Origin of the sequence: Sporolactobacillus sp. THM19-2, from assembly GCF_004153195.1 — a bacterium.
Classification (GTDB): domain Bacteria; phylum Bacillota; class Bacilli; order Bacillales; family Sporolactobacillaceae; genus Sporolactobacillus.
Window position 1 is genome coordinate 1 of sequence record NZ_SEMC01000015.1, and the last position, 13,667, is coordinate 13,667.

At 47.9% G+C, this 13,667-nt stretch carries 11 protein-coding genes, 8 tRNA genes, 1 rRNA gene and 1 other annotated feature; all 20 genes read left to right on the forward strand.

Features of this window, described 5'->3' with window-relative positions; translation table 11 throughout:
* Positions 1-44: 44 nt before the first annotated feature.
* The 20 genes from rrf to rlmB all read left to right on the forward strand — a co-directional run bounded on the left by rrf (position 45) and on the right by rlmB (position 13,664).
* A 5S ribosomal RNA gene (gene rrf / locus EWH91_RS10420) occupies positions 45-161 on the forward strand.
* A gap of 5 nt (positions 162-166) precedes the next feature.
* Positions 167-239: transfer RNA gene (locus EWH91_RS10425), tRNA-Val, on the forward strand.
* Positions 240-246: 7 nt separating this feature from the next.
* Positions 247-319: transfer RNA gene (locus EWH91_RS10430), tRNA-Thr, on the forward strand.
* A gap of 16 nt (positions 320-335) precedes the next feature.
* Positions 336-410 (forward strand) — tRNA-Lys (locus EWH91_RS10435).
* Positions 411-448: 38 nt separating this feature from the next.
* Positions 449-523, forward strand: a tRNA-Gly gene (locus EWH91_RS10440).
* Between the two features lie 16 nt (positions 524-539).
* Positions 540-628, forward strand: a tRNA-Leu gene (locus tag EWH91_RS10445).
* A gap of 16 nt (positions 629-644) precedes the next feature.
* Positions 645-718 (forward strand) — tRNA-Arg (locus EWH91_RS10450).
* A gap of 4 nt (positions 719-722) precedes the next feature.
* Positions 723-796, forward strand: a tRNA-Pro gene (locus tag EWH91_RS10455).
* Positions 797-823: 27 nt separating this feature from the next.
* Positions 824-897, forward strand: a tRNA-Ala gene (locus tag EWH91_RS10460).
* Between the two features lie 291 nt (positions 898-1,188).
* Positions 1,189-1,650, forward strand: coding sequence for a CtsR family transcriptional regulator (locus EWH91_RS10465; RefSeq protein WP_129929987.1), 462 nt, complete (start codon positions 1,189-1,191; stop codon positions 1,648-1,650).
* Positions 1,651-1,966: 316 nt separating this feature from the next.
* On the forward strand, positions 1,967-4,414 hold the full coding sequence (clpC, locus tag EWH91_RS10470) for an ATP-dependent protease ATP-binding subunit ClpC (protein WP_129929988.1): 2,448 nt from the start codon (positions 1,967-1,969) through the stop codon (positions 4,412-4,414).
* 190 nt (positions 4,415-4,604) lie between these two features.
* On the forward strand, positions 4,605-6,011 hold the full coding sequence (gene radA / locus EWH91_RS10475) for a DNA repair protein RadA (protein WP_129929989.1): 1,407 nt from the start codon (positions 4,605-4,607) through the stop codon (positions 6,009-6,011).
* A 118-nt stretch (positions 6,012-6,129) separates the two neighbouring features.
* Positions 6,130-7,236: a PIN/TRAM domain-containing protein gene (locus EWH91_RS10480; RefSeq protein ID WP_129929990.1), complete on the forward strand. Its 1,107-nt coding sequence runs from the start codon at positions 6,130-6,132 to the stop codon at positions 7,234-7,236.
* Between the two features lie 31 nt (positions 7,237-7,267).
* Positions 7,268-7,987 (forward strand): 2-C-methyl-D-erythritol 4-phosphate cytidylyltransferase, encoded by a 720-nt coding sequence (gene ispD, locus EWH91_RS10485; protein WP_129929991.1) that lies wholly within the window; start codon positions 7,268-7,270, stop codon positions 7,985-7,987.
* Positions 7,965-8,447, forward strand: a complete 483-nt coding sequence (ispF, locus tag EWH91_RS10490) for a 2-C-methyl-D-erythritol 2,4-cyclodiphosphate synthase (protein ID WP_129929992.1) — start codon at positions 7,965-7,967, stop codon at positions 8,445-8,447. The genes ispD and ispF overlap by 23 nt, the downstream gene beginning before the upstream one ends.
* Before the next feature lie 119 nt (positions 8,448-8,566).
* Entirely contained in the window at positions 8,567-10,048 is a 1,482-nt protein-coding gene (gltX, locus tag EWH91_RS10495) for a glutamate--tRNA ligase (protein WP_129929993.1), read from the forward strand.
* A 40-nt stretch (positions 10,049-10,088) separates the two neighbouring features.
* Positions 10,089-10,299, forward strand: a binding site (T-box leader).
* Positions 10,300-10,458: 159 nt separating this feature from the next.
* Entirely contained in the window at positions 10,459-11,106 is a 648-nt protein-coding gene (cysE, locus tag EWH91_RS10500; protein ID WP_129929994.1) for a serine O-acetyltransferase, read from the forward strand.
* The gene (gene cysS, locus EWH91_RS10505; protein WP_129929995.1) at positions 11,106-12,506 is read left to right on the forward strand and encodes a cysteine--tRNA ligase; all 1,401 of its coding nucleotides are present in this window, start codon (positions 11,106-11,108) and stop codon (positions 12,504-12,506) included. The genes cysE and cysS overlap by 1 nt, the downstream gene beginning before the upstream one ends.
* A complete protein-coding gene (locus EWH91_RS10510; protein WP_129929996.1) occupies positions 12,503-12,931 on the forward strand; it encodes a Mini-ribonuclease 3 in 429 nt (142 codons plus the stop codon). Before cysS ends, EWH91_RS10510 begins: the two co-directional genes overlap by 4 nt.
* On the forward strand, positions 12,921-13,664 hold the full coding sequence (rlmB, locus tag EWH91_RS10515) for a 23S rRNA (guanosine(2251)-2'-O)-methyltransferase RlmB (protein WP_129929997.1): 744 nt from the start codon (positions 12,921-12,923) through the stop codon (positions 13,662-13,664). Before EWH91_RS10510 ends, rlmB begins: the two co-directional genes overlap by 11 nt.
* Positions 13,665-13,667 lie beyond the last annotated feature (3 nt).

Below are 13,667 nucleotides of genomic sequence, written 5' to 3' on the forward strand. Positions count from 1 at the left end.
GTTACCGGTTTTGAGGGGTCGTCTGGCCCCGGGTGATTTTCAAGTCTGGCGGTCATAGCGAAGAGGTCACACCCGTTCCCATCCCGAACACGGTCGTTAAGCTCTTCTGTGCCGATGGTAGTGGGGGGCTGTCCCCCTGTGAGAGTAGGTCACTGCCAGGCGATATGGAGGATTAGCTCAGCTGGGAGAGCGTCTGCCTTACAAGCAGAGGGTCATAGGTTCGAGCCCTATATCCTCCATTTTCATGCCGGTCTAGCTCAATTGGTAGAGCAACTGAATCGTAATCAGTAGGTTGGGGGTTCAAGTCCTCTGACCGGCACTGTTTTAATCTGTGTGAGCCACTAGCTCAGGGGTAGAGCATCTGACTTTTAATCAGAGGGTCGAAGGTTCAAATCCTTCGTGGCTCACCATTTGTTATTATATTTATTCATTCCGGATATTACATATTGCGGAAGTAGTTCAGTGGTAGAACACCACCTTGCCATGGTGGGGGTCGCGGGTTCGAATCCCGTCTTCCGCTCCATTTCATTTACCAGTGTGCCGGGGTGGCGAAATTGGCAGACGCACAGGACTTAAAATCCTGCGGTAGGTGACTACCGTGCCGGTTCGAGTCCGGCCCTCGGCACCATTTATTCTGTTATTTTGCGCCCTTAGCTCAATTGGATAGAGCGTCTGACTACGGATCAGAAGGTTGGGGATTCGAGTTCTCTAGGGCGCATTTTCGGGAAGTGGCTCAGCTTGGTAGAGCACCACGTTCGGGACGTGGGGGTCGCAGGTTCAAATCCTGTCTTCCCGATTTTTTTATACAGGATTTTGTCCGAATGGGGTCTTAGCTCAGCCGGGAGAGCGCCTGCTTTGCACGCAGGAGGTTCGGGAGTTCGATCCTCCCAGGCTCCACTTACAGCTTTGTTATATGAAGTTAAAGTGAAATTTACGGTGCTTCCGTCTCGTTAAAGAAGCAACGTAAATTTTTTTATCTTTTATGAATGCCGGGAATTTTGCAGGGAAGAATTTTTAGATAAGTAAAGCTTCTGACAGCTGACAGGCTCCCTCAAATTTCTCCTCCATAAGTTCTTCCTGTTCCGTTATTTTTCCAAATTGGGGATGACAGAGGTTGATTATTTTTGCAAATACATACATAATAAAATTATAGTCAAAGTTAGTCAAGGTCAGGGAGATGGTGCCCCGATGAGGAACATTTCAGATATTATTGAAAAATATATTAAGGATATACTGGACTCAGGTGATGATGCGATTAAAATTAAACGAAGTGAGCTGGCTGAAAAATTTCAGTGTGTTCCCTCCCAGATTAATTATGTTTTAAAAACCCGTTTTTCTGTTGAGAGAGGATATGTCGTTGAAAGTAAACGGGGTGGTGGTGGTTATATTCAGGTGATCAAAGTCCGTCCCGTCACAGATGCCGACTTAATTGATGAAATGATTCATTTAATTGACTACAGTCTGACCGAGAATATGGCCGACTCGATTATTGTTCATCTTCTGGAAGAAGATGTCATCAGCGAAAGGGAAGCAAGGCTGATGCTCAGCGCTACTGATCGTGGTGTGCTCGACTTCGGTATCCCGATAAGAGACGAAATGCGTGCGAATATTTTAAAGGCAATGTTGCAGTCACTGACGTACAGACGCTGATCAGGCAGCACCCTGAGCATGGATCCTGATTTTTTTGTTGACAGGGAATGAAGGAATTTTTCAGCAGGGTGCAGAAATAATAAGTAAGTGGTTGAAAATAAAGGGATGCAAAACAGGCAGCTGGAGTGACTTTGGTTGAACCATTACAGAATGTTCACTACAATAGACAGAACAGGAAAGAGTATTCCTGTCTGATACCCGGTAGTCGGCGGGATGTGGTCAACGGAGGAGCTTTTCGAATAAGGTACAGGTAAGCTTCTTTTTTAATCATGTGATCCATCCTGCGGACAGTGGATATGAAAAGGGGGCCACAATCATGATGTTTGGACGATTTACAGAACGCGCTCAAAAAGTGCTTGCACTCTCTCAGGAAGAAGCCATGAGACTCGGTCATAATAATATCGGCACGGAACATATTCTTCTTGGTTTGGTCCGGGAAGGTGACGGCATCGCAGCCAAGGCGCTCAAGGCGTTGAACCTCAGCCCGGAGAAAATCCAGAAGGAAGTGGAGGCACTGATCGGACGCGGGAGCGAAACGGTTCAGACGCCACACTATACGCCCAGAGCAAAAAGGGTCATTGAATTGTCAATGGATGAGGCACGAAAGATTGGTCATTCTTACGTGGGTACAGAACATATTCTGCTTGGACTGATACGTGAAGGTGAAGGCGTGGCTGCCCGGGTACTCAATAATCTGGGCGTCAGCCTGAATAAGGCAAGACAGCAGGTTTTGCAGCTGCTTGGGAGTCATGAAGCGACGTCCGGTGGTTCACAGAGCCGCAATGCAGCTCATGCCAGCACGCCGACTCTGGACAGCCTGGCAAGGGACCTGACTTCTATGGCCAGTGAAGGAAACCTGGATCCGGTTATCGGAAGAAGTAAGGAAATTGAACGGGTGATTGAAGTACTGAGCAGAAGAACGAAAAATAACCCGGTTCTGATCGGAGAACCGGGTGTCGGGAAAACCGCTGTTGCAGAAGGCCTGGCACAGGAAATTGATAATAATGAAGTGCCCGAGATTCTCCGTGACAAACGGGTCATGACATTAGATATGGGAACTGTTGTGGCCGGAACAAAATACCGCGGGGAGTTTGAAGACCGGCTGAAAAAAGTAATGGATGAAATCAGACAGGCAGGCAATATCATTCTGTTCATCGACGAACTTCATACGCTGATTGGCGCGGGCGGAGCTGAAGGGGCCATAGATGCTTCGAACATTCTTAAACCCTCTCTGTCCCGCGGAGAATTGCAGTGTATCGGAGCCACAACTATTGATGAGTATAGAAAGTATATTGAGAAAGATGCGGCTCTTGAGCGCCGGTTCCAGCCGATTACAGTTAAAGAGCCGACAAGGGAACAGTCGGTCCTGATATTAAAGGGACTTCGCGACCGTTATGAAGCGCATCATCGGGTTAAGATTACGGATGAGGCGATAGAGGCCGCTGTACGCCTCTCAGACCGCTATATTTCCGACCGCTTCCTTCCCGATAAGGCGATTGATTTAATGGATGAGGCCTCATCTAAAGTACGTCTGCGTTCTTATACGGCTCCGCCGAACCTTAAAGAACTGGAGCAGAAGCTTGAGACGGTGAAAAAAGAAAAGGATGCAGCAGTTCAAAGTCAGGAATTTGAGAAGGCCGCCTCACTCCGTGATCATGAGCAGAAGCTGAAAGAACAGGTAGATCTCTGCGAAAAAGAGTGGAAAGAAAAACAGGGGCAAGAAAACACCCAGGTGCTTCCAAATGACATTGCGCTGGTTGTTGCCAACTGGACAGGAATTCCTGTCGTCCGTATGGAACAGAAGGAGAGCGAGCGTTTGCTGCATATGGAAGAAATTCTGCACAAACGTGTTATCGGTCAGGATGAAGCGATCACAGCAATTTCACACGCTGTCCGGAGAGCACGGGCAGGTCTTAAAGATCCCAAACGTCCGATTGGTTCATTTATCTTTCTTGGCCCTACCGGTGTGGGGAAAACGGAGCTGGCCCGGGCGGTTGCGGAAACGCTCTTTGGTGATGAAGAAGCGATTATCCGTATTGATATGTCCGAATATATGGAGAAGCACACAACTTCCCGGCTTGTCGGCTCTCCTCCGGGTTACGTCGGCCATGATGAGGGCGGACAGCTGACGGAAAAAGTACGACGGAAGCCTTATTCAGTGATTCTTTTTGATGAAATTGAAAAAGCACATCCCGATGTTTTCAATATTCTCCTTCAGGTACTGGATGATGGCAGACTGACGGATTCGAAGGGACGGACCGTTGATTTCCGGAACACAGCGATCATCATGACATCAAATGTCGGCGCTACCGAACTCAAACGGAACAAATATGTTGGCTTTACCGTCGGAGACAAGGGAGAGGAATATAAAGAAATGAAGGGGAAGGTGATGACCGAACTGAAACGGGCATTCCGACCTGAATTTCTGAACCGGATTGATGAGATTATTGTGTTCCACCATTTGACCAAGCCTCAGCTGATGGAGATTGTTTCGCTTCTGGCTGAACGTCTGAAACATCGTCTGTCCAGCCAGGGTATTGTCATCGATTTGACCGATGCGGCTAAGAGCCGGATCGTTGAGGAAGGTTATGATCCCGAATACGGTGCCCGTCCACTGCGTCGTGCGCTGCAAAAACGCGTTGAAGATAAATTGTCCGAAGAGCTGCTTATGGGGCATATTACTAAGGGAACCCATGTTGTTATTGATTATCAAGACGGTGATTATACAGTTAACAAAAAAGAAGCAGCAGTCGCGAAATCCTGATGTCCGGCAGGCCGGACCGTTTTTGCGGCTAAAAGAGCCAAAGCCTGAAAAAAGCCTTGGCTCTTTTGCACTTTAAGAAAGTAAAAAAATGTTCGGAAAGACCAGGTTTCTGGCGGTGTCTGCGACTTGTCAGTCGTCAGGTTTTCTTAATAGATCCCGAATTTTTAATTGAATCAGGCAAGGTGATTAAATGGCAAAGGCAAAATCAGTATTTATATGCCAGGAATGTGGCTATAAAAGCCCCAAATGGATGGGACGCTGTCCGGAGTGCCGGAACTGGAATACCATGGTTGAAGAATTGATACAGCCGGCAAACGCCGCTCATGGCCCGGTTAAAAAAAATAATCGTCCCGCTCTCCTGTCTGATGTGACCCTGGATGAGGAACCAAGGATTATTACCGGAATGAAGGAGTTTAACCGTGTGATGGGCGGAGGCATTGTCCCTGCATCACTGACCCTTGTAGGAGGTGACCCGGGCATAGGCAAGTCGACACTTCTCCTTCAGGTTTCCGATCATCTGGCTTCACATGGCCATACGGTGTTGTATATATCGGGAGAAGAATCGATTCGGCAGACCAGAATGCGCGCCGGACGGCTGAATGTCAGTTCGGACGGGCTTTATGTTCTGTCAGAAACGGACATCAGTCAGATTGAGATGCATATGAAAGAGGTTCATCCGGAAGTGATGATTATTGATTCCATTCAGACGATCTATCATCCTGATGTTACTTCAGCACCGGGCAGTATTTCACAAATCAGAGAATGCACAGGTCAATTGCTGCGGATCGCCAAGACCAGCGGAACCGCCATATTTATTGTCGGTCATGTCACAAAAAACGGGGCGCTTGCAGGTCCAAGGACTCTTGAACATATGGTCGACACCGTTTTATATTTTGAAGGGGAGCGCCATCACACATTTCGTATCCTTCGGGCGGTAAAAAACCGCTTCGGTTCTACGAATGAAATGGGTGTGTTTGAAATGAAAGAGGAAGGACTGACAGAGGTCTTAAATCCATCGGAAATATTTCTTCAGGAACGGACAAGTGGCGCATCAGGATCGGCCGTTGTCGCCGCCATGGAAGGAACCCGGCCGATTCTTGTTGAGATCCAGGCACTGGTTACACCCACTAATTTCGGGAACCCGCGCAGGATGGCAGCAGGACTTGATAATAATCGGATGTCACTGATTATGGCTGTGCTCGAGAAAAGAGCCGGGCTCCTGCTTCAGAACCAGGATGCCTACGTGAACGTTGCCGGCGGGATAAAACTGGATGAACCGGCAACAGACCTGGCAACTGCCATCAGCATTGCATCCAGTTTCAGTAACCGTCCGACCGGTGTGACCGACATCTTCATTGGGGAAGTCGGACTGACCGGTGAAGTCAGGCGGGTGTCCCGGATCGAACAGAGAGTGAACGAGGCCAGTAAACTCGGGTTTACCAAAGCGTATATTCCTGCAAAAAATATGGGTGGGTGGCGGAAACCTGAGGGGATTCAGATCATTGGAGCAGACTCACTTGTTCAGGTTATGCAACTGGCGCTGGGAAAAACTGAAGAACCGCTGTCAGATTCGCCCTTTTTCCCACCCAAAGTCTAGCAGAATGACAAACCAGCAATTGTTTTGCAGGTAATTTTAAAGGTTTTTATCTGTTAATCCCGAAAATCCGTTTTTATTTTTTTATTTTGTCCATACTGAGTGGAGGAGGTGACCACATATGTTAAAACGAGTAATACAATTATTTTTCATCCTGCTGGGCGGGACACTCGGCTTTGTTTATATACCCAAAATCATCGTACTGCTTAATTTTGGTGAAGGAATGCCGGAATGGCTGACATCCCCGTTTATTGGCATGGCAGTCGGCGCGGTTATCATGACATTGTTGACATTCTGGTTTGTGGACTCATTAGTGCATTTAATGAAAACGTTTGAGGACAGAATTATGAAAGCGCCAATTACCGATGTTTTATTCGGGACACTTGGCCTGATTTTCGGGCTGGTAATATCCTACCTGATCCAGTTGCCCCTTGCTGCACTGAATATTCCCGGAATCAGCAACGTCCTTCCCATTTTTATTTATTTTTTTCTCGGATACCTTTTTTATCAGATCGGATCCAGAAAGCGAGATGAGCTGATTGGTCTGTTTCATCTGCCTGCCCGTTCGAAGGAGAAAAAAAAGGAAGCAAGATCTGAGCTAAGTTTGTCCGAAACAGGTTCGCCTTATAAAATTTTTGATACAAGCGTGATCATTGACGGCCGGATAGCTGATATTTGTCAGACGGGTTTTCTGGAGGGCACCATGGTTATACCACATTTTGTCCTTGAAGAACTGCAGCATATAGCGGACTCATCCGATGTGCTGAAACGAAACCGCGGCAGGCGCGGACTGGATATTCTGAACCGGATTCAGAAGGACCACTCGATCCATGTCAATCTTTATGAAGGAGACTATGATGATATAACGGAAGTGGACAGCAAACTGGTTCGTCTCGCAAAAGAGTCAGGTGGCATTGTTGTAACAAATGATTTCAACCTGAATAAAGTCTGTGAATTCCAAGGTGTACGTGTTTTAAATATTAATGACCTGGCTAATGCCGTCAAACCGGTTGTTTTACCGGGAGAAGAGCTTCAGGTTCAGGTTATAAAAGACGGGAAAGAGCAGAATCAGGGTGTCGGGTATCTTGACGACGGAACCATGATTGTGGTAGAAGAAGGACATAGGTATATTGGAAAAACCATCGATGTGATTATTACCAGTGTTCTGCAGACGTCTGCGGGTCGAATGATTTTTGCCAAACCGAAATTGCTGGAAAAAGCACTGTAAGACAGATGCAGTTGCGGAGGTTTTAAAAATAATGAATTATCAAGCGGTGATCGTCGCTGCAGGGCAGGGTTCGCGTATGGGATCGAATCAAAATAAAGTCCTTCTCCCCCTGCACAGTGAACCGGTAATCATCCATACGCTCCGTGTCTTTGATCAGGATCCATCCTGCAGAAAGATCGTTCTAGTCGTGCAAAATGCTGAATATCACACCTTCCGGTCATTAATCGAAACGTACGGGATCACGAAAAAGATTGATTTTGCGCCGGGTGGAGCTGAGCGGCAGGAAAGTGTCTATCACGGACTTCTGGCTCTCGAAGATTCTGATCCGGACAGTATTGTTCTTATTCATGACGGCGCCCGCCCATTCGTCACCCGACGCGGGATAGCCGAAACGGCAAAGCAGGCGTATGAATATGGCGCAGCACTTCTTGCTGTTCCGGTAAAAGACACCATTAAGCAGGTGGATGGCCGGGGCCAGGTTGCCGATACGCCGGATCGAAAAAGCCTGTGGGCGGCACAAACGCCTCAGGCTTTTCGCCTGTCTCTGATTCTTCGCGCACATCGGGCGGAGACCAATCATCCATTCGGGGCAACTGATGATGCCTCGCTTGTTGAACATCTTGATCTTCCGGTGAAGGTTGTCATGGGGAGTTATCGGAACATTAAGCTGACAACTCCGGAGGACATGGTTGTAGCAGAAAAGTTTTTTGAAGAAGAGGAGAATAACCATGCGGGTTGGCCACGGATTTGATGTCCATCAGTTCGCTGACGGACGTAAACTGATCATTGGCGGTGTTCACATTCCTGATGAAAAAGGGCTTGCCGGGCATTCAGACGCTGATGTCCTGCTGCATGCGATCAGTGATGCACTGCTTGGTGCTATGGGCGAGGGGGATATCGGTCGTCATTTTCCCGATACCGATGAGGCTTATAAAGATGCAGATTCAAAGATTCTGCTTGCGGATGTTGCGTCTTTAGTCCGGGAAAAAGATTATACAATCAGTAATATTGACAGCGTCGTCATTGCCCAGCGCCCGAAAATAGCGCCCTTCATCGCAGAAATGAGAACCACAATCGCATCCGTCGTGAACATCGATATGGACCAAATTAACGTCAAGGCGACAACGACCGAAAAGCTCGGATTTACCGGAAGAGGGGAAGGAATCGCTGCGGAAGCGATCTGCCTCATCGAGAAGTTGCAGCAGGACTGACCCATCCGGAGCCAGCACATGTCCTGAGCCGTGCATGCATGTAAAAAATTGCAAAAAACTGTTTTACCTTCAGTGATACGTGCTAAAATGAATAGGAATAACAGAAAGTGGTGAATGCCTTGACTGAAGAAGTAAGGGTGCGCTATGCACCGAGTCCGACCGGATTCCTGCACATAGGTAATGCGCGTACCGCGATATTTAACTATCTTTTTGCCCGCCATGCAGGTGGAAAATTTATCATCCGTATCGAGGATACCGACCAGAAGCGGAATGTGGAAGGCGGCGTGGAAAGCCAGCTGAAGTTTCTGAAGTGGCTTGGTCTTGACTGGGATGAAAGTGTCGATGTCGGAGGACCCTATGGCCCTTACAGGCAGATGGAACGACTCGATATTTATAAAAAATACGCACAGGAACTGCTCGACAAAGGGCTTGCTTATAAATGTTACTGTACGGAGGAAGAACTGAAAGCAGAACGTGAATATCAGATGGCCCATAAGCAGGCACCGCACTATTCAGGCAAATGCCGCAATCTGACTGCAGATCAGATTGCCAGATATGTTGCCGAAGGGCGCAAACCGACGATCAGATTCAGAGTTCCTGAGAATCAGAAAATTGAATTTGACGACATGGTCAAGGGCCATGTCTCATTCGATTCCAACGATGTCAGTGACTTTGTTATCGTGAAACAGAATGGCGTGCCAACATACAACTTTGCTGTTGTTGTCGACGACCATCTGATGAAAATGACTCATGTTCTCCGCGGTGAGGAACACATCTCAAATACACCGAAACAGATTCTTATTTTCCGTGCCTTTGGCTGGCAGGCGCCCGTTTATGGCCATATGACCCTGATCGTTAACGAACATCATAAGAAACTGAGCAAGCGTGATCACAGTATTGTTCAGTTTATTGAACAATATAAAAACATGGGTTTCCTGCCGGATGCGCTGTTCAATTTTATTACACTGCTCGGCTGGTCGCCAAAAGGTGAAGACGAAATATTCACGCGGGACGAGTTTATTAAGATGTTTGATGCCGGCCGGCTCAGTAAATCACCGGCGATGTTTGACAAGTCTAAACTGGAATGGATGAACGGGCAGTATATCAACGAGCTTTCAAAAGAAGAGTATATTGCTTTTACTGTACCCTATCTGATCCAGAAAGGGCTGCTTCCGCGGGAGATGACTCCGGAACAGAAAGCATGGGCGGAGAAGGTTGTCCTGCTTTATCAGGAACAGTTGCACTATGGTGAAGAAATTGTTCAAGTCAGCAATATGTTTTTTAACAAGCGGATTACTATTGAAGAGCCGACAAAAGATGAGAAGAAGATTCTTGCCGGGGATCAGGTCCATGACGTTCTTTCTGCATTTAACCGCGAACTGAAAACTCTGACGGAGTGGACGGCTGAAAAGATCGCACCGAAGATCAAAGTCGTTCAGAAGGAGACGAAACAGCGTGGATGGAAATTGTACATGCCCATCCGCGTCGTTGCAACTGGATCCCAGCATGGTCCGGAACTTCCGGAAGCCCTGGAACTGCTCGGGCGGGATCTGGTCATCAAACGTATGGATCATTATCTTGAAACGCAGCACGTCGGGTGATTCTGAATCACCCGGGTCCGGGCTGTTGCATAAAATAGCATGAAAAGCGATGAAGAGGAATAGTAGGAATCAAGTCTGCCGGTACAGAGAGAGCAGCCGCGGGTGAGAGCCGCTCAGGCAGACTGATACTGAATGCACCTCTGAGTTTTTTCGTTGAAACCGGAGTAGACGAAAACGGTACCCCCGTTACGGGCCGATGAGTGGAGAATGATTCTCAAGCAAAGTGGAACCGCGTTTAAGGCGTCTTTGTGTCAGCCGGCACAAAGGCGCCTTTTTATTCACATGATAAAAAAGTCTGAAACTTTTTCGAAAAAAGGTTAAGAAAAACGAGATCTCCGGCAACGCCCGCAACAGGCCGCCGGCAAGTTTTTCTCATTATCTCGATTGATTAACGGAGGTGTTATCTGAAGGTGCGCAATATTATAGCTGAGGATCTGCGGAATGTATTCGATCAGGATCCGGCCGCACGCAGCAAACTGGAAGTCATCCTGACTTATTCCGGTCTGCATGCGATCTGGGCGCATCGGGTGGCTCACTGGTTATGGAAAAAAAAGTTTTTTTTCATGGCCCGTGCCCTCTCACAGTTCACCCGTTTTCTGACTGGAATTGAAATTCATCCCGGTGCTCAAATCGGCCGCCGCTTTTTTATGGATCACGGGATGGGTATTGTTATAGGTGAGACATGCGAAATAGGTGATGATGTAACAATTTTTCAGGGAGTCACGCTGGGTGGTACAGGTAAAGAAAAGGGAAAACGACACCCGACGATAGGAAATGACGTACTGATATCAACGGGAGCCCGCATCCTGGGCTCTATCAGGGTGGGCGATCACTCCAAAGTCGGGGCCGGGTCGGTTGTGCTTCACGATGTTCCTCCAGACTCCACAGTAGTAGGTATCCCCGGGCGCGTCGTCAGACAAAACGGACGAAAGATCCATCATCATGATCTGGATCACGCCGATCTGCCCGATCCCGTGGCGGACAGAATGACACGCCTGGAAGCAGAAATCAAACAACTGAAAGAAGAACTGGAAACCATGAAAAGGAGTAGATCATAATGGTACTGAGCGTGTTTAATACACTGACCAGAAAAAAGGAAAAATTCATTCCGCTGGAGAAAGGAAAAGTACGCATGTATGTCTGCGGGCCCACCGTCTACAACTACATTCACATCGGAAACGCCCGTCCCGCGGTTGTATTCGATACGGTTAGACGGTACTTTGAGTATCTCGGGTATTCTGTAGACTACGTTTCTAATTTTACTGATGTCGATGACCGGCTGATCAACGCCTCTAAAGAGCGTCGCATCCCGGTTCCTGAAATTGCTGATCAATTCATTAAAGCATATCTGAGTGATGTGGATGCCCTGAATGTCAAGCGGGCAACCGTCAATCCCAGGGCAACAGAGACCATGGATGAAATCATCACTTTTATAAAAAAACTGGTTGATGAGGGTTATGCCTACGTTGTTAACGGCGATGTTTATTTCCGGACGAGGAAATTTAAGGATTATGGAAAACTCTCTCACCAGTCCATAGATGACCTGAAATCAGGTGCCCGTATCCAGATTGGCGAAAACAAGGACGATCCACTTGATTTTGCTCTGTGGAAAGCAGCCAAACCCGGAGAAATCAAATGGAGCAGCCCATGGGGAGAAGGCCGGCCCGGCTGGCACATTGAATGCTCGGCTATGGTAGAAAAATATCTTGGCGACACCATCGACATTCATGCCGGCGGTGCGGATCTTGTTTTTCCTCATCATGAAAATGAAATTGCTCAGTCCGAAGCACTCCATCACAAAACAATGGCGCGGTACTGGCTTCACAACGGTCATATTCAGATCAATCACGAGAAAATGTCGAAATCAATCGGGAATGTAATCCTTGTGCATGATCTGATCAAAAAATTTGACCCGCAGGTAATTCGCTTTTTTATTTTAGGTGTTCAGTATCGCCATCCCATTAATTTCAGTGATGCTTTGCTTCGTGATGCGTCGCAGGCCTTCTCCCGTATGAAAACGGCCAGGTATAATCTCGAACATCTGCTCAGGCAGGAGCACGTGACCCTCAGCGGGGACAAGGAGACAGAGGCAGCCTATCGCCATCGGTTTCATGAAGCTATGGATGATGACTTTAATACGGCCAATGCGATTGCTGTCCTGTTCGATATCGTACGGGACAGCAATATTGCCCTGCAGAAGCAGGACGTGGATCTGACGCTTATCGCTGCTTATCTGAATATGCTCGATGAACTCTCGGGTGTGCTTGGACTGAAACTAAGCGAACCATCAGACAGTATATTAGACAGTGATGTTGAAAAACTGATCAGGCAGCGGGAAGAGGCGCGGCAGGCCAAAAAGTTTGATGTAGCAGACCGCATCAGAGAGCAGCTGAAAGAAGCGGACATCATACTGGAAGACACACCGCAGGGCGTTCGCTGGAAGAGGGACGGAGAATGACCATTAAAGGAAAAACGGTGGATCCGGCAACAGTCAACAGTCTGGTCCTGGCGTTCATGGGCGATGCGATTATGGAAGTCTATGTCCGTGAGCATGTCATTTGTGCCGGAAAAACAAAGATCCATCAGTTGCATAAGCAGACGGTCAATTATGTATCAGCCAGGGCACAATGCACTTTTCTTCATGAATTGCAGGAACAGCATTTCCTGACCGATGAAGAGATGGACGTTGTTCGCCGCGGGCGTAATACCAGGTCTCATTCCGTGCCCAGAAACACCGACGTGCAGACCTATAATTTCAGTACCGGTTTTGAAGCTCTGATCGGTTATCTGTATTTTTCAGGGAAAGGCAATCGCATTCAGGAGATAATGGCGAAAATATTTACAGATCATCCGACAGAAGGGGGCGCAAGCGATGAGCGATGAATGGATTATCGGGCGTCATCCGGTTGCGGAAGCGATCCGATCCGGCAGAGAAATAAACAAAGTCTGGATGAACAAAGAAGGACGCGGGTTAGGCGAGCTGCTTGACTTGATAAAAAGTCACCAGATTGCCGTGCAGTTTGTTCCCAGAAAAAAGCTGGATCAGCTTTCCCGCTCTTCACAGCATCAGGGCGTTGTGGCATCGATTGCCGCCTACCGGTATGCGACAATCAGCGATTTATTTGCTCTTGCAGAAAAGCGTGATGAACCGCCTTTCTTTATGATGCTGGATAATATCGAAGATCCGCATAACCTGGGTTCAATTCTGCGTACAGCTGATGCCTCGGGCTGTCAGGGCATCATTATCCCGAAACGGCGATCAGTGGGTCTGACCTCTGTTGTGGCCAAAGCGTCAACAGGTGCGATCGAATACGTACCTGTCGCCCGCGTTTCCAATCTAGCTCAGACCATTGATGAGTTGAAGAAAAAGGGTATCTGGTTTGCCGGCACGGCGGCGGATGCCGATTCATCATATGATGAAACCGATTATACGATGCCTGTGTGCCTCATCATCGGTAATGAAGGTACAGGCATTTCGCAGTTAGTCAGAAAAAAATGTGACTTTTTCATACACATTCCGATGAACGGAAAGGTCACCTCACTGAATGCTTCAGTTGCTGCCGGACTGATGATGTATGAAGTATTCAGGCAGCGCAGACAGCGGAAGCAAGGGTGAGTA

What these genes read in the sequence shown, in the direction of transcription:
- ispD (WP_129929991.1), top strand. Translation starts at nt 7,268, where the DNA reads ATGAATTATCAAGCGGTGATCGTCGCTGCAGGGCAGGGTTCGCGTATG.
- cysS (WP_129929995.1), top strand. Translation starts at nt 11,106, where the DNA reads ATGGTACTGAGCGTGTTTAATACACTGACCAGAAAAAAGGAAAAATTC.
- radA (WP_129929989.1), top strand. Translation starts at nt 4,605, where the DNA reads ATGGCAAAGGCAAAATCAGTATTTATATGCCAGGAATGTGGCTATAAA.
- rlmB (WP_129929997.1), top strand. Translation starts at nt 12,921, where the DNA reads ATGAGCGATGAATGGATTATCGGGCGTCATCCGGTTGCGGAAGCGATC.
- EWH91_RS10510 (WP_129929996.1), top strand. Translation starts at nt 12,503, where the DNA reads ATGACCATTAAAGGAAAAACGGTGGATCCGGCAACAGTCAACAGTCTG.
- EWH91_RS10480 (WP_129929990.1), top strand. Translation starts at nt 6,130, where the DNA reads ATGTTAAAACGAGTAATACAATTATTTTTCATCCTGCTGGGCGGGACA.
- clpC (WP_129929988.1), top strand. Translation starts at nt 1,967, where the DNA reads ATGATGTTTGGACGATTTACAGAACGCGCTCAAAAAGTGCTTGCACTC.
- EWH91_RS10465 (WP_129929987.1), top strand. Translation starts at nt 1,189, where the DNA reads ATGAGGAACATTTCAGATATTATTGAAAAATATATTAAGGATATACTG.
- ispF (WP_129929992.1), top strand. Translation starts at nt 7,965, where the DNA reads ATGCGGGTTGGCCACGGATTTGATGTCCATCAGTTCGCTGACGGACGT.